This is a genomic window from Streptomyces sp. NPDC001796 (genome assembly GCF_042892355.1).
Lineage (GTDB): Bacteria > Actinomycetota > Actinomycetes > Streptomycetales > Streptomycetaceae > Streptomyces.
On the sequence record NZ_JBIAUC010000005.1, the window covers coordinates 133,756 to 147,650 of the forward strand.

At 71.9% G+C, this 13,895-nt stretch carries 13 protein-coding genes and 2 pseudogenes; 9 read left to right on the top strand and 6 right to left on the bottom strand.

From position 1 onward, the window contains the following. Nucleotides 1–8: 8 nt before the first annotated feature. The 3 genes from ACFYZE_RS12660 (at nucleotide 9) to ACFYZE_RS12670 (ending at nucleotide 2,536) form a co-directional block, all read left to right on the top strand. Complete coding sequence (locus ACFYZE_RS12660) at nucleotides 9–596, top strand: DUF5998 family protein (RefSeq protein WP_388991664.1); 588 nt, start codon at nucleotides 9–11, stop codon at nucleotides 594–596. Further along, nucleotides 596–1,786, top strand: a complete 1,191-nt coding sequence (locus tag ACFYZE_RS12665) for an alkaline phosphatase family protein (RefSeq protein WP_388991667.1) — start codon at nucleotides 596–598, stop codon at nucleotides 1,784–1,786. The genes ACFYZE_RS12660 and ACFYZE_RS12665 overlap by 1 nt, the downstream gene beginning before the upstream one ends. 102 nt (nucleotides 1,787–1,888) lie before the next feature. Next, complete coding sequence (locus ACFYZE_RS12670) at nucleotides 1,889–2,536, top strand: thymidine kinase (RefSeq protein WP_388991670.1); 648 nt, start codon at nucleotides 1,889–1,891, stop codon at nucleotides 2,534–2,536. An 81-nt stretch (nucleotides 2,537–2,617) separates the two neighbouring features. On the opposite strand, the gene ACFYZE_RS12675 is transcribed toward ACFYZE_RS12670, so the two are convergent. After that, the gene (locus tag ACFYZE_RS12675; protein ID WP_388991673.1) at nucleotides 2,618–3,493 is read right to left on the bottom strand and encodes a PhzF family phenazine biosynthesis protein; all 876 of its coding nucleotides are present in this window, start codon (nucleotides 3,491–3,493) and stop codon (nucleotides 2,618–2,620) included. Nucleotides 3,494–3,722: 229 nt separating this feature from the next. Between ACFYZE_RS12675 and ACFYZE_RS12680 the strand changes: the two are divergent. Next, nucleotides 3,723–4,093, top strand: a pseudogene (locus tag ACFYZE_RS12680) (thymidine kinase); the annotation flags it as partial. A gap of 31 nt (nucleotides 4,094–4,124) precedes the next feature. Here the strand turns inward: ACFYZE_RS12680 and ACFYZE_RS12685 are convergent. Then, entirely contained in the window at nucleotides 4,125–4,922 is a 798-nt protein-coding gene (locus tag ACFYZE_RS12685) for a VOC family protein (RefSeq protein ID WP_388991676.1), read from the bottom strand. Between the two features lie 324 nt (nucleotides 4,923–5,246). On the opposite strand from ACFYZE_RS12685, the gene ACFYZE_RS12690 reads away from it, so the two are divergent. Next, the gene (locus tag ACFYZE_RS12690; RefSeq protein ID WP_388991679.1) at nucleotides 5,247–6,101 is read left to right on the top strand and encodes a sulfurtransferase; all 855 of its coding nucleotides are present in this window, start codon (nucleotides 5,247–5,249) and stop codon (nucleotides 6,099–6,101) included. A gap of 67 nt (nucleotides 6,102–6,168) precedes the next feature. Here ACFYZE_RS12690 and sepH read toward each other — a convergent pair whose 3' ends face one another. From sepH to ACFYZE_RS12705, 3 genes and pseudogenes are all read right to left on the bottom strand, one after another. After that, complete coding sequence (gene sepH, locus ACFYZE_RS12695; protein ID WP_388991682.1) at nucleotides 6,169–7,206, bottom strand: septation protein SepH; 1,038 nt, start codon at nucleotides 7,204–7,206, stop codon at nucleotides 6,169–6,171. Between the two features lie 466 nt (nucleotides 7,207–7,672). Next, complete coding sequence (locus ACFYZE_RS12700; protein WP_388991685.1) at nucleotides 7,673–8,992, bottom strand: D-arabinono-1,4-lactone oxidase; 1,320 nt, start codon at nucleotides 8,990–8,992, stop codon at nucleotides 7,673–7,675. Then, nucleotides 8,952–9,199, bottom strand: a pseudogene (locus ACFYZE_RS12705) (hypothetical protein); the annotation flags it as partial. The pseudogene ACFYZE_RS12705 and the gene ACFYZE_RS12700, both read right to left, overlap by 41 nt. 38 nt (nucleotides 9,200–9,237) lie before the next feature. Here ACFYZE_RS12705 and ACFYZE_RS12710 point away from each other — a divergent pair. Together ACFYZE_RS12710 and ACFYZE_RS12715 are read left to right on the top strand one after the other, a co-directional pair. Further along, nucleotides 9,238–10,365: a ferrochelatase gene (locus tag ACFYZE_RS12710; protein WP_388991688.1), complete on the top strand. Its 1,128-nt coding sequence runs from the start codon at nucleotides 9,238–9,240 to the stop codon at nucleotides 10,363–10,365. Then, nucleotides 10,362–11,192: an inositol monophosphatase family protein gene (locus ACFYZE_RS12715; RefSeq protein ID WP_388991691.1), complete on the top strand. Its 831-nt coding sequence runs from the start codon at nucleotides 10,362–10,364 to the stop codon at nucleotides 11,190–11,192. The genes ACFYZE_RS12710 and ACFYZE_RS12715 overlap by 4 nt, the downstream gene beginning before the upstream one ends. Before the next feature lie 216 nt (nucleotides 11,193–11,408). Here ACFYZE_RS12715 and ACFYZE_RS12720 read toward each other — a convergent pair whose 3' ends face one another. Then, nucleotides 11,409–11,582, bottom strand: a complete 174-nt coding sequence (locus ACFYZE_RS12720) for a hypothetical protein (protein ID WP_388561937.1) — start codon at nucleotides 11,580–11,582, stop codon at nucleotides 11,409–11,411. Nucleotides 11,583–12,002: 420 nt separating this feature from the next. On the opposite strand from ACFYZE_RS12720, the gene ACFYZE_RS12725 reads away from it, so the two are divergent. Together ACFYZE_RS12725 and ACFYZE_RS12730 are read left to right on the top strand one after the other, a co-directional pair. Further along, a complete protein-coding gene (locus ACFYZE_RS12725; protein ID WP_010353034.1) occupies nucleotides 12,003–12,656 on the top strand; it encodes a response regulator transcription factor in 654 nt (217 codons plus the stop codon). Nucleotides 12,657–12,661: 5 nt separating this feature from the next. Further along, nucleotides 12,662–13,894 carry a sensor histidine kinase gene (locus tag ACFYZE_RS12730; protein WP_388992409.1) on the top strand — a complete coding sequence of 411 codons (1,233 nt, stop codon included), beginning with the start codon at nucleotides 12,662–12,664 and terminating at the stop codon, nucleotides 13,892–13,894. Nucleotide 13,895: the final 1 nt, after the last annotated feature.

Below are 13,895 nucleotides of genomic sequence, written 5' to 3' on the forward strand. Positions count from 1 at the left end.
TGGACGGCATGGCCAAGACCAGTACGACGACCCAGGGGCTGCGCACGGCGATCGAGCGCAGCGGCTACTACCCGGCGCTCGTGGCCGAGGCGGTGGAAGCCGCGGTGGGCGGCGAGCCCATCCGGTCGTACCTGGTCCACCAGGAGACCACCTTCGACGCCAACGAGGTACGCCGGCACGTGACCGTGCTGGTCCTCACCGGCACCCGCTTCATCGTCAGCCACACCGACGAACAGGCCGCCGACGACACCTCCCCGACGCCGTACGCGACGACGTCCACGGAATCCGTGAAGCTCGGCCGGATCGCCTCGGTCGTCCTCAGCCGCGTCGTCGCCAACCCGGAGTCGTACACACCGGGCACGCTGCCCCGCGAGGTCGTCCTGACCATCGGCTGGGGCGCCGTCTCCCGCATCGACCTGGAGCCCGCGGCCTGCGGCGACCCCAACTGCGAGGCCGACCACGGCTACACGGGCAGTTCGACGGCGGACGACCTGAGCCTGCGTGTCAGCGAGGCCGGGGACGGTCCGGAGACGGTGCACCAGGCGCTCGCCTTCGCGCAGGCCCTCTCCGAGGCGACCGCGGACGACTCCCGCTGATGGCACTCCCCGCCTGGGCCGACCACCCGGAGCCGCTGGCCCTCGGCTCCGCCCCCGTCCCCGAGTACGGCTCGGGCTCGCTCGCCGATCTCCTGCCCACCCTGGCGGCGGGCATGGGGGTGCCCGGCCAGAATGCCGCCATACCGGAACTGGCCGCCGCCGACCGCAGCTGCGTCTTCCTGATCGACGGGCTCGGCTGGGAGCAGCTGAGGGCGCACCCCGACGAGGCGCCCTTCATGACCTCGCTCCTGGCGTCCTCCCGCGGCGGCACCGGCCGGCCCATCACCGCCGGCTACCCCGCGACCACGGCGACCTCGCTGGCTTCCGTCGGCACCGGCCTGCCCCCGGGCGTGCACGGCCTGCCCGGCTACACGGTGCGCAACCCGGACACCGGTGAGCTGATGAACCAGCTGCGCTGGCAGCCGTGGACCGCGCCGCAGGTCTGGCAGCCGTACCCCACCGTCTTCCAGCTGGCCCACGACGCCGGTGTGCACACCGCGCAGGTGTCCTCCCCTGCGTTCGAGAACACCCCGCTGACGAAGGTCGCGCTCAGTGGCGGAACGTTCCACGGGAAGCTGACCGGGGAGGACCGCATGGACCTGGCGGCCGAGCAACTGGCCGCCGGGGAGCGCTCCTTGGTGTACACGTACTACTCCGAGCTGGACGGCGCCGGCCATCGATTCGGCGTCGCGTCCGACACCTGGCGCGGCCAGCTCATGTACGTCGACCGGCTGGTCCAGCGTCTGGCCGAGCAGCTGCCGCCGCGCACCGCCCTGTACGTGACCGCCGACCACGGCATGATCGACATCCCGTTCGACGAGCGGCACCGCATCGACTTCGACGAGGACTGGGAGCTGCGCGCCGGAGTCGCCCTGCTCGGCGGCGAGGGGCGCGCACGGCACGTCTACGCGCTGCCGGGCGCCGAGAACGACGTCCTGACCTGCTGGCGCGAGGTCCTCGGCGAACAGTTCTGGGTCGCCTCGCGGGACGAGGCGATCGCGGCGGGCTGGTTCGGCCCGCACATCGACGACCGCGTGCGCGCGCGCATCGGTGACGTGGTCGCGGCGGCACGTGACGACGTGCTGATCATCGCCTCCGAGCGGGAACCGAAGGAGTCGGCCATGGTCGGCAACCACGGCTCGATGACGGCCGTGGAACAGCTGGTGCCCCTGCTGGAAGTGCTCACCTGACCTCCATCTGACCGCCACCCGAGCGTGGCGCGCGCCCGCGCGCCCAGTACGCTCTGAAGATCCCCCATGCCCTCCGACCCGCCCGAAAGGCCTCAATCACCCATGTCCGAGCTGGTGTTCTTCTCCGGAACCATGGACTGCGGGAAGTCGACACTGGCTCTCCAGATCGAACACAACCGGTCCGCGCGTGGCCTCGTGGGCATGATCTTCACCCGTGACGACCGGGCCGGCGAGGGCAAGCTCTCCTCCCGCCTCGGTCTCGTCACCGACGCCGTCGAGGTCAAGGACGGGCAGGACCTCTACGCGTACCTCGTCGGCCACCTCTCGCACGGCGGCCGCGCGGACTATGTGATCGCGGACGAGGCGCAGTTCCTCGCGGAGGAGCAGATCGACCAGCTCGCGCGCGTGGTCGACGACCTCGGCATCGACGTCTACGCCTTCGGCATCACGACCGACTTCCGCTCCAAGCTGTTCCCCGGCTCCCAGCGGCTCGTCGAACTCGCCGACCGCGTCGAGGTCCTCCAGGTCGAGGCCCTGTGCTGGTGCGGCGCCCGCGCCACGCACAACGCCCGCACCGTCGGCGGTGTGATGGTCGTCGAGGGCGCCCAGGTCGTCGTGGGGGACGTCAACCAGGCGGACACCATCGGATACGAGGTGCTGTGCCGCCGGCACCACCGGCGCCGGATGACGGCGGCGACGGCACGGGCGGCCGCGCTGTCGCCGGACGTGCTTCCCGTCACTCCGGCCTGAGGCCGTTCAGGAGGCGAAGCCGTTCGGCGCTGTGCCTCCCCTGTCGGCGCTCGAAAGCCGTCCACGGCGCGTCACCGCGCTTCAGCCGATGCGAGCCCCCGCTCCGCCGACCCGGATGCGCGGGTCGCCCGCGTGCAGCGTCACCGTGAGCTCGCCGGGACGGCCCAGGTCCTCGCCCTGGTGCAGGGTGAGGACGGCGTCCTCGGGGACCAGGCCGAGCTCACGGGCGTACGCACCGAACGCGGCGGCAGCGGCGCCGGTCGCAGGGTCCTCGACGACGCCGCCGACGGGGAACGGGTCACGGACGTGGAAGACGGTGGCCGACTCCCGCCACACCAACTGGACCGTGGTCAGGTCCAGGCGGTGCATCAGCGCCTCGAGGCGCGTGAAGTCGTACGCGAGGTCCCCGAGGCGGGCGCGGGTCGCCGCCGCGAGGACGAGATGGCGGGCGCCGGCGAACGCGATGCGGGGCGGGAAGGCCGGATCGAGGTCGGCGGCCGGCCAGCCGAGCGCGGCGAGCGCCTCCGCGAGGTCGGCGCCGGCGATCTCCTCGACGTGCGGCTCGACGCTGGTGAGCGTGGCCCTGACCGTCCCGCCCTCCTCGGTCACCTCCACCGGCACGGTGCCGGCGCGCGTCGCGAACACCAGCTCCCCGGGACCGATCCGCTCGGCGAGCGCGACGGCGGCCGCGACCGTGGCGTGCCCGCAGAACGGCACCTCGGCCTTGGGACTGAAGTAACGGATGCCGTACGCCCGCCCCTCCCGGCCGCCGAGGCCCTCCGGGGGCGCGGTCAGGAACGCCGACTCCGAGTATCCGAGGTCGGCGGCGATGGCCAGCATGTCACCGTCGTCCAGGCCGGTGGCGTCCAGGACGACCCCGGCCGGGTTCCCGCCGTCGGGGTCACTGGAGAAAGCGGTGTAGCGCAGCACCTCGGGCTGCGGTGCGTCCGTCGTCATGCTCGCGGCAACACGGGGCAGGCCACGGCTATTCCGGCCTCAGGGAACAACGGAGCAGCCATTGCGGAACGTTGCGCAAAGCCGTCGGATCGCGGAGTCGGAACGGCGGCTCCTACGACTCCGACTCCGACTCCACGAGTTCAACCTCAGCAGCCCGACACCGAACGGCGCCGAGCTCTGCAAGGAGCTCGGAACCCCCGGTGCGGGGAACCGCAGAGGCCGCATCGTGGACCCGATGGACCAGCTGGCCCGCGTGGTCGACGACCTCGGCATCGACGTCTACGCCTTCGGTATCACGACCGATTTCCGCACCAAGCTCTGCCCAGGCTCGCAGCGCCTGGTGGAGCCGGCCGACCGGGTCGAGGTCCTCCAGGTGGATGCGCTGTGCTGGTGCGGCGCCCCCGCGACGCACAACGCCCGCACGGTGGGCGGTGAGATGGTGGTCGAGGGTGCCCAGGTCGTCGTGGGTGACGTGACCCGGTCGGCGGACGAGATCGGTTGCGAGGCGCTGTGCCGCCGCCACCACCGGCGCCGCATGACGGCGGCCGCCGCGCGCGCCGCGGCCCTCTCCCGGACGTCGTGCCGGTGTCGTCCATCTGACGCCCCGGCGATTCACCCGTCGGGGGTCGGCTCAGTCGCCCGGGCTCACCACCGAGAACGTCGCGCCCTCCGGGTCCGCGACGGTGACCGTACGGCCCAGGGTGGTGCTGCGAGCGGGACTCACGACGTGTCCGCCCAGCTCGGTGACCCGCTCGGCGGCCGCGTCGGCGTCCTCGACCTGGAAGTGCGTCATCCAGTGCGGGCCCCGGTCGCGGGGCAGGGCGTGCCCGACGCCGTGGATGCCGGCGACCGGTCGGCCCTCGATGTGCAGGGTGCGGTAGTCGGAGCCGGCCACCGGCTGCTCCTTGTAGCCGAAGACCGTCCGGTAGAACGGGGTGACGCTCGCCGTGTCGTAGGTGAGCAGCTCGTTCCAGAGGGGAGTGCCGGGGACGCCCGTCAGTCCCGTGCCGAGGTGTTCGGCCGCCTGCCAGACGCCGAACACCGCGCCCATCGGGTCGCTGGCGATCGCCAGGCGCCCCGCCTCGGCGGCGCCCAGGGGACCGACCCCGACCGTGCCGCCGCAGCTGCGGATCGCCTCGGCGGTCGCGTCCACGTCCTCCGAGCCGAGGTACGGCGTCCAGGCGATCGGGAGATGGCGGTCCGGCGGCAGCCGGCCGATGCCCGCCACCTCGTGGCCGTGCAGCATGGCCCGCACACAGGGCCCGAGTTGTTGCGGCCCCGGGCGGAACTCCCAGCCGAACAGCGCCCGGTAGAACTCCTGGGTCCCGTCCATTCCGTGCACCATCAGACTCACCCAGCACGGTGCGCCGGGCGCCGGCCTCTCGTGCGCCGTGCCGGTCAGGCCCGCCGACCCCGGTGCCTCGATCATCGTCACTCTCTCCTCGGCCCTTCGTGGTGGCCGTTCAGCTTCCGCCCGCGTGCACCTGTGCCGGGTGGGCGCGAGTGCACGGTCCGTGCCGATGGTCGCACCACCCTCGCACCACGGGCTCGGGCCGCGCCGTGCGCTGCGGCGCCTTCCGGCCGCAGGAGGCCCGGTGGGACGGTGGTCGCGCCTCGCGGTGTGATCGCCGGGTGCGGTCATCGGCTTCACGGCATGTGCCCGATCCCGTACAGCGGGTGATCGGACCTGTCCGGCGGAGCAGACTAGTCGGACCCGGGCGAGAGGGCCACCCCGTGCGCGAGGATGGGGGCCATGAAGGCCATCATTTCCGCATCCGAACTCGCGAGCGAACTGGCGGGAGCGCGGCCGCCGGCGCTCCTGGACATCCGCTGGCAGCTGAGCACCGCGACGGCGGCCGGCTCCGCTCCTTTCGACGGCCGTGCCGAGTACGCGGCCGGGCACATTCCGGGGGCCGTCTTCGTCGACCTGGACACCGATCTCGCGGATCCGCCGGGGCCGGCCGGTCGGCATCCGCTGCCCGACATCGAGCGTTTCGGTGCGGCGATGCGGGCCGCCGGCGTCTTTTCGGACCGGCCGGTCGTGGTGTACGACGGCGGGCATGGCTGGGCCGCCGCGCGCGCGTGGTGGCTGCTGCGCTTCACGGGTCACCCGGACGTGCGAGTGCTCGACGGCGGTCTGCCCGCCTGGGAGGGGTCCCTTGCCTCCGGGATCGAAACGGCGCCCGAGCCGGGCGACTTCCGGCCGGTGCCGGGCGCGCTGCCGCTGCTCGACGCGGACGGCGCGGCGGCGCTCGCCCGGACGGGGCTGCTCCTGGACGCGCGGGCCGGTGAGCGCTACCGGGGCGAGGTCGAGCCGATCGACCCGGTGGGCGGGCACATTCCGGGCGCGGTGTCGGCGCCGACGGTGCAGAACCTGACCGAAACCGGCCACTTCCTGCCCGAGGAGGAACTCGCCGAGCGCTTCAAGGCGCTCGGGGTCACCGAGGGCACCGAGGTCGGCGTGTACTGCGGTTCGGGCGTGTCCGCGGCCCAGCAGGTGCTGGCGCTGACGCTCGCGGGCATCCCGGCCGCGCTGTACGTGGGGTCGTGGTCGGAGTGGTCGTCGGACGGCAACCGCCCCGTGGCGGTGGGCCCCGACCCGCAGTGAGCGCGACGGTGGGGTGTACGCCACCTCGACGTACACCCCACCCGCCAGAGCTTGTGTCCCGGTCCGGCTACTCCTGCTTCTTGCGGCGCGTACCGAACACGATTTCGTCCCAGCTCGGGACCGCCGCTCTGCGGCCCGGGCGGACACCGTCCGCCTCGGCCTGACGGTCCGTCGCGCCGATCAGCCGGTCGCGGTGGCTGCCGACCGTGCGCGGCATGAGAACGTCCGCGTACGCGGATCCGGCCGAGGCCGCGGGCGCGGGCGGCTCCTCCGCCTCGGGTTCCTGGACGGGCTCTTCCGGCTCCTCGGCGGGCCGCTCGGGCACCACCAGGTCGCCGCGGAAGCTCGGCACCGCCTCCAGAAGGCTGGTGAGCGAGTCCCGTTCGCCGGTGCTCTCCTCCGGCGGTTCGGTCGCCTGCGAGGGCAGTGCGGGACGGTCCGTCTGGCGCTCCGGGGCGCGGTCGAGCCGGCCCTCGCGGGGCAGACGTGCGATCCGCGGCACGAAGGGGTAGCTCGGCTCTGGAGCCGCGAGGTCGTCGGACTCGCCGATCAGCGCGCGCGCCTCGTCGTCGACGGCCTGGACGAGCCGGCGGGGCGGGTCGTAGGTCCAGGTCGCCGAGTGCGGTTCGCCCGCCACCCGGTAGACCAGGATCACTTCCCAGGTGCCGTCGTCACGGCGCCATGAGTCCCACTGGACGGTGTCCTTCTCGGCGCCGCGCAGCAGCAGCCGCTCCTGGACGGCCTCGCCGAGCTGTGGGCCGGTGTTCTCGCCCGGCCGGCGCACGGGTGTCTTGCGGGCCCGCTCGGCCATGAAGGCACGCTCGGCCAGCACGGGGCCCTCGAAGCGGCGCACGCGGTCGACGGGGATGCCGGCGAGCTGGGCGACCTCCTCCGCGGACGCACCGGCACGTATCCGGGCCTGGATGTCGCGGGGGCGGAGATGGCTCTCCACCTCGATCTCGATCTGGCCGAGGCGTGGACGATCGCCGCGCACGGCCGCGCGGAGCCGTTCGTCGATCGGAAGCGTGTACTCCGTGCTGTCCGCAGCCTTCAGCACCAGCCGTGTGCCGTCATTGGAGACGGCCACGACACGCAGTTCGGGCATGGGGACCTCCCGGGTGGTGCCTGCCGACGTCACGTGCGTCGCTGCTTCCGCTAGTCGAGTGTGGCCTGCCCGGGTGCAGCCTGCCACAACCTTGCCGAGTTGCCCGGCGTGTCGGGCACGGGCCCTGGATCGCCGTTATGGCACGGTTACCTATTCGCAACGCAAAGTGACCAACTCTGTCACCCTGTGCAACTAGCCCCCTCCCGGCGGTCCAGCAAGGCCCCGGACACCCTGGCGGGAGACCGGACCCAGGGCTCGCAACAGTACTCCATTCGGGCCACGCGCGTGGATCGGCACGCCGCCCAAGTTCTGGCAAGGGGTACGAGTTGGCCGTCCGATGCGCCGTTTTCGTGCCCCTCAAACGTGGCGTACTTCATCTGACCGGCAGAAACGGAACGATTCGCTTCGGGTGTCGTCGCCTGTCTGAGCGTCCCTCAACTCGCGTGCTTCGGCCGGGCGAAGTCCTCTAGTCCCCCAGCACCCGGCGCAGATAGTCGTTGCCGAAACGCCGGTCCGGGTCGAGGCGGTCCCTCAGCGCGGTGAACTCGCCGAAGCGCGGGTAGGCCTTGGCCAGGTACTCCGCATCGCGTGTGTGCACCTTGCCCCAGTGCGGGCGCCCCTCGTGCGCCGTGAAGATGCGCTCGGCGGCGGTGAAGTACGCCTGATAGGGCGTCCCGCGGAACATGTGTACGGCGACGTAGGCGCTGTCCCGGCCGGACGCCGTGGACAGGGCGATGTCGTCGGCGGGGGCGGTGCGGACCTCGACGGGGAAGCTGACGCGTAGGTCCGATCGGTCGACCATGGCCTTCAGCTCGCGCAGCGTCTCCACCAGCGCCTCGCGCGGAACGGCGTACTCCATCTCTACGAACCGCACCCGGCGCGGGGAGGTGAAGACCTCGTAGGGGATGTCGGTGTACGTACGGGCCGACAGGGCGCGGCTCGATATACGGGCGATCGCCGGGATCGTGGCGGGCACGGCCCGGCCGACCCAGTTGGCCACCTGGAAGACGCCGTTGGAGAGGAACTCGTCCTCGAACCAGCCGCTCACCTGCCCGATCGGCCGACGGGGTCCGAGGCTGCGGTTGTTGCGCTTGGTGTTGGTGTTCCCGGTGTGGGGGAACCAGTAGAACTCGAAGTGCTCGTTCTCTGCCCACAGTTCGTCGAACTCGGCGAGAACCTTCTCGAACGGCATCGGCTCTTCGCGGGCGGTGAGCAGGAAGAGGGGCTCCACCGCGAAGGTGATCGCGGTGATGATCCCGAGTGCGCCCAGGCCGATGCGGGCGGCGGCGAAGACGTCCGGGTTCTCCCGCTCCGAGCAGGTGAGCACCGAGCCGTCCGCCGTCACCAGTTCCAGCCCCTTGATCTGCGCGGCGATCGAGCCGGAGTCCCGGCCGGTGCCGTGCGTGCCGGTGCTGGTGGCGCCCGAGACGGTCTGCTCCATGATGTCGCCCATGTTCGTGAGGGACAGTCCCTCGCGCGCGAGCGCCGTGTTGAGTCTCTTGAGGGGAGTGCCCGCCTCGACGGTGACCGTGCCGGCCGCACGATCGATGCCGCGGATCCCGGTCAGCAGTTGAGGGCGGATCAACACGCCGTCGGTGGCGGCGGTGGCCGTGAAGGAGTGTCCGGTGCCGACAGCCTTCACCCTGAGCCCGTCCTCGGCCGCCTTCCGCACGGCGGCGGAGAGCTCCTCGACCGAGGCGGGGGCGACCGCCCGTACGGGACGGGCGGTGACGTTCCCCGCCCAGTTACGCCACGTGCCGTTCTTTCCGCTCACTGTGGTGCTCATGGGACCCTCCCCGCCGCGGATCCGGCCTGCCCGGCCGGTGACGCCCGTACGGCCGTTCGACGAGGGCCGTTGTGATCACCGGGGTGCGACGGACAGGCCCGCAACGAACAGCGCCATGATCGGAGACGGTAAGTTTCCGACCAGTAGGAAGGGGATCATACTCACGGCCCTGGCACATGCGCCCAGCAATCGTCGGCGGTGGGTGGCCGGTCCTCATGCCGGTGGCGGGTGGCAGGATCGGAGACATGCCCGACGCACTCGACGCCAGCCCGTACGACGCCCTGCTGCTCCTCTCGTTCGGAGGCCCGGAGGGCCCGGACGACGTGGTCCCGTTCCTCGAGAACGTGACCCGGGGACGGGGCATCCCCAAGGAGCGCCTGAAGGAGGTGGGGCAGCACTACTTCCTCTTCGGCGGGGTCAGCCCCATCAACAGCCAGAACCGCGCCCTGCTCGACGCCCTCCGCAAGGACTTCGCCGACCACGGCCTGGACCTGCCCGTCTACTGGGGCAACCGCAACTGGGCCCCCTATGTGACCGACACCCTGCGCGAGATGGTCGCCGACGGGCACCGCCGCATCCTGGTCCTCGCCACCAGCGCGTACGCCTCCTACTCCGGCTGCCGTCAGTACCGCGAGGACCTCGCGGGCGCCCTGGCCACCCTGGAGGCCGAGGGTCTCGAGCTGCCGCGCGTCGACAAGCTGCGGCACTACTTCAACCACGCCGGCTTCGTGGAGCCGATGATCGAGGGCGTCCTGAAGTCGCTGGCCGACCTCCCCGAGGATGTCCGGGCCGGGGCGCACATCGCCTTCACCACGCACTCCATCCCGACCTCCGCGGCGGACACCTCCGGTCCCGTCGAGGAGCACGGGGACGGTGGGGCGTACGTGCGGCAGCACCTCGACGTCGCACGGCTGATCGCCGACGCGGTGCGCGAGCGGACCGGCGTCGACCACCCCTGGCAACTCGTCTACCAGTCGCGCTCGGGTGCCCCGCACATCCCGTGGCTGGAGCCGGACATCTGCGACCACCTGGAGCAGCTGCACGGTGCCGGGGTCCCGGCGGTCGTGATGGCACCCATCGGGTTCGTCTCGGACCACATGGAGGTGCTGTACGACCTGGACACGGAGGCCACGGCGAAGGCCGGGGAGCTGGGACTGCCGGTGCGCCGCTCGGCCACCGTGGGCGCCGACCCGCGGTTCGCCGCCGCGATCCGTGACCTGATCGTCGAGCGCGCCGAAACCGAGCGAGGGCAGCAGGTGACCCCCTGCGCCCTCGGCGCCCTGGGCCCGAGCCACAACGTCTGTCCGGCCGGGTGCTGCCCGGCCCGCGCCCCCAAGCCCGCCGCGGCGGGCGCCGACAGCCCGTACGCATGAGGAGCACCGTGACCGAGCAGTCAGAACCGACCGAGCGGCTGAAGGCCGAACTCCTCGAGATCGCACTGGAGGCCGCCACGCGCGCGGGCGCCTTCCTGCGCGACGGGCGCCCCGACGACCTCGGGGTGGCCGCCACCAAGTCCAGCGCCATCGACGTGGTCACCGAGATGGACATCGCCGCCGAGAAGCTGATCACCGGGCTGCTCGCCGACCGCCGGCCCGACGACGGCCTGCTCGGCGAGGAGGGTGCCAGCGTCGAGGGCAGCAGCGGTGTCGAGTGGGTGATCGACCCGATCGACGGCACCGTCAACTACCTCTACGGACTGCCCAGTTGGGCGATCTCCATCGCGGCCCGCAAGGACGGGGAGACGCTCGTCGGGGTCGTCCACGCGCCCATGCGCCAGGAGACCTTCCGAGCCGTCCTGGGCGGGGGCGCGTTCCTGAACGACCGCCCCGCGCGCGTGCGCCCCGCGCCCGAGCTGGGCCTCGCCCTGGTGGGCACCGGCTTCGGCTACCTCGCCGAGCGCAAGGCCCGGCAGGCCGAGGTGGTCCGGCGGATGATCCCCGAGGTGCGGGACATCCGCCGGGGCGGCTCCGCCGCGATCGACCTGTGCGACGTGGCGGCCGGCCGCCTGGACGCGTACTACGAGCGCGGCCTGAACCCCTGGGACTACGCGGCGGGCGAGCTGATCGCCCGCGAGGCGGGCGCCCGAACCGGCGGCCGCCCCGGGGAGCCGGTCTCACCGGAACTGACGATAGCGGCCCCACCGCCCCTCTTCGAACACCTCCAGACGCGGCTGGAGGAACTGGGGGCGTGGCACGACTGAGGACCTGACGGCGCGCCCCGCGTGTGCGCCCCAGGGCGGCGGCGGTCGGGCCAGGGTGTGCCCGACGCCGGCCGGACCCGGTCATCAAGGCCACAGCGACCGTCCTCCGCGCACCCGCGCGGGGCCGCGCCGGGCCCGCACGTCGCAGCAGGCTCCCCCACGCACGAAGCGGGGCCCCGGCCTGGATCTGCCGGGGCCCCGCCTGCTGCGAGCTGATCAGACGCGCGTCGCGGTGACTTCCACACCGTGCTCGGCGGCAAGGCGGTGCAGGTCGTCGAGCTCCGACTGTTCGACCTCCGCGAGGAAGTCGTCGCCGGTTTCGCGAGCCCGCGTCAGGTCGGACTCGGTCGCCCGTATGCGCTGCAGAAGTCCTGCGGTGAATGCGTCCATGCTGCGCCCCCTCGTCCTGGGTCGTGGGTCGGTGGCACGGGGGTGTGCCGTATGGGAAGGGGCGATCACGTCTCCATTGGGTGCCCAGCGCAGCCCTGGCTGGGCGGCGACGGTGCCGGACACCCACGCCCGCTCTACGGGAAGCGGTGAGCAGCCCACCACGTGGTGGTGTGCCACATGCAGAGCGTGATCGCGGGGTGTAAAGCCGTCCTCCCCCCGCTCCCTTCCGCGGAAACCTCAACCGCGCGAGAAAATTTCGCATTCCCGGACCTCAGGATCCGCCCCCGGAGCCGCTTCCCGCCGCCTTACAGCCGGTTTACGGTCGAAAAGGGCAGGATGGAGCCCTCAACCCGTGACAGAAACTGCCCGTGGGCTGCCCGCAAACGGGTCACCCGGGTGGACAGAGGAAGGACAAGCGACGTGCGCGTACTCGTCGTCGAGGACGAGCAACTGCTCGCCGATGCGGTGGCCACCGGACTGCGCCGGGAGGCCATGGCCGTCGACGTCGTGTACGACGGTGCGGCCGCCCTGGAGCGCATCGGCGTCAACGACTACGACGTGGTCGTCCTCGACCGTGACCTCCCGCTCGTGCACGGCGACGACGTCTGCCGCAAGATCGTCGAGCTCGGCATGCCCACGCGCGTGCTGATGCTCACCGCGTCCGGCGACGTCAGCGACCGCGTGGAGGGCCTGGAGATCGGCGCCGACGACTATCTTCCGAAGCCGTTCGCGTTCAGCGAGCTCATCGCGCGCGTGCGCGCCCTAGGCCGGCGTACGAGCGTGCCGCTGCCGCCCGTCCTGGAGCGCGCCGGGATCAAGCTCGACCCCAACCGCCGCGAGGTCTTCCGTGACGGCCGCGAGGTGCAGCTCGCCCCCAAGGAGTTCGCCGTCCTGGAGGTCCTCATGCGCAGCGAGGGCGCGGTCGTCTCGGCCGAGCAGCTGCTGGAGAAGGCCTGGGACGAGAACACCGACCCCTTCACCAACGTCGTACGCGTGACCGTGATGACCCTGCGCCGCAAGCTCGGCGAGCCGCCCGTCATCGTCACCGTTCCCGGCTCCGGATACCGGATCTGATGACCGTGGCCACGACACCCGCACCACCCACGGCTCCGCCCAAGCCCACCTGGGACCCCCGCAGGCCGGAACTGCCCTTCCCCTGGCTGCGCCCGACCATCCGCATAAGGCTCACGCTGCTGTACGGCGGCATGTTCCTGATCGCCGGCATCCTGCTGCTGTCGATCATCTACCTGTTCGCGGCGCACGCCCTCAACGTGGGCAGCGAACTGCCGTTCAAGATCCTTCAGGGCCAGGTCGCCAGCGACACCTGCAACCTCCCGCAGCAGACCTCGGCGAGCGCGCTCAACGACGCCCTGGACGCCTGCGTGAACGAGCAGCGCCAGCACGCCCTGGACAACCTGCTCAGCCAGTCGCTGCTGGCCCTGCTCGGCCTCGCCGTGATCGCCTTCGCCTTCGGGTACGCCATGGCCGGCCGTGTGCTCTCGCCGCTCGGCCGGATCACCCGCACCGCGCGCGCGGTGGCCGGCTCGGACCTGTCCCGCCGTATCGAGCTGGACGGCCCGGACGACGAGCTGAAGGAGCTCGCGGACACCTTCGACGACATGCTGGAACGGCTGCAGCGCGCGTTCATGGCCCAGCAGCGGTTCGTCGGCAACGCCTCGCACGAGCTGCGCACCCCGCTCGCCATCAACCGCACGCTCCTCGAGGTGCACCTGTCCGACCCCGGGGCGCCCGACGAACTGCAGCAGCTCGGCAAGACGCTGCTGGCCACCAACGAGCGCAGCGAGCAGCTCGTGGAGGGCCTGCTGCTGCTCGCCCGCAGCGACAACCAGATCGTCGAGCGCAAGCCGGTCGACATCGCCGAGGTCGCCTCCCAGGCCATCGACCAGGTGCACGCCGAGGCGGAGGCCAAGGGCGTCGAGATCCGCGGCGAGCGAGCGCCCGTGGTCGTCCAGGGCAACGGCGTCCTGCTGGAGCGGATCGCCCTGAACCTCGTCCAGAACGCGGTGCGCTACAACATTCCCGAGGGCGGCTGGGTCGAGGTGACCACCCAGGCCCAGCACGGCCAGGCGGTGCTGGTCGTCTCGAACACCGGCCCGATCGTCCCCGCGTACGAGATCGACAATCTGTTCGAGCCCTTCACGCGGCTGCGCACGGAGCGCACGGGCAGCGACAAGGGCGTGGGCCTCGGCCTGTCCATCGCGAGGTCCGTGGCGCGCGCCCATGGCGGCCACATCAGCGCACAGCCGCGCGAAGGGGGTGGGCTTGTGATGCGTGTCACCCTGCCGCTCTGAC

Excerpts from the sequence above, each read along its gene's own strand:
- ACFYZE_RS12660 (WP_388991664.1), top strand. The coding sequence starts at position 9 with ATGGCCAAGACCAGTACGACGACCCAGGGGCTGCGCACGGCGATCGAG.
- ACFYZE_RS12665 (WP_388991667.1), top strand. The coding sequence starts at position 596 with ATGGCACTCCCCGCCTGGGCCGACCACCCGGAGCCGCTGGCCCTCGGC.
- ACFYZE_RS12670 (WP_388991670.1), top strand. The coding sequence starts at position 1,889 with ATGTCCGAGCTGGTGTTCTTCTCCGGAACCATGGACTGCGGGAAGTCG.
- ACFYZE_RS12675 (WP_388991673.1), bottom strand. The coding sequence starts at position 3,493 with ATGACGACGGACGCACCGCAGCCCGAGGTGCTGCGCTACACCGCTTTC.
- ACFYZE_RS12685 (WP_388991676.1), bottom strand. The coding sequence starts at position 4,922 with ATGATCGAGGCACCGGGGTCGGCGGGCCTGACCGGCACGGCGCACGAG.
- ACFYZE_RS12690 (WP_388991679.1), top strand. The coding sequence starts at position 5,247 with ATGAAGGCCATCATTTCCGCATCCGAACTCGCGAGCGAACTGGCGGGA.
- sepH (WP_388991682.1), bottom strand. The coding sequence starts at position 7,206 with ATGCCCGAACTGCGTGTCGTGGCCGTCTCCAATGACGGCACACGGCTG.
- ACFYZE_RS12700 (WP_388991685.1), bottom strand. The coding sequence starts at position 8,992 with ATGAGCACCACAGTGAGCGGAAAGAACGGCACGTGGCGTAACTGGGCG.
- ACFYZE_RS12710 (WP_388991688.1), top strand. The coding sequence starts at position 9,238 with ATGCCCGACGCACTCGACGCCAGCCCGTACGACGCCCTGCTGCTCCTC.
- ACFYZE_RS12715 (WP_388991691.1), top strand. The coding sequence starts at position 10,362 with ATGAGGAGCACCGTGACCGAGCAGTCAGAACCGACCGAGCGGCTGAAG.
- ACFYZE_RS12720 (WP_388561937.1), bottom strand. The coding sequence starts at position 11,582 with ATGGACGCATTCACCGCAGGACTTCTGCAGCGCATACGGGCGACCGAG.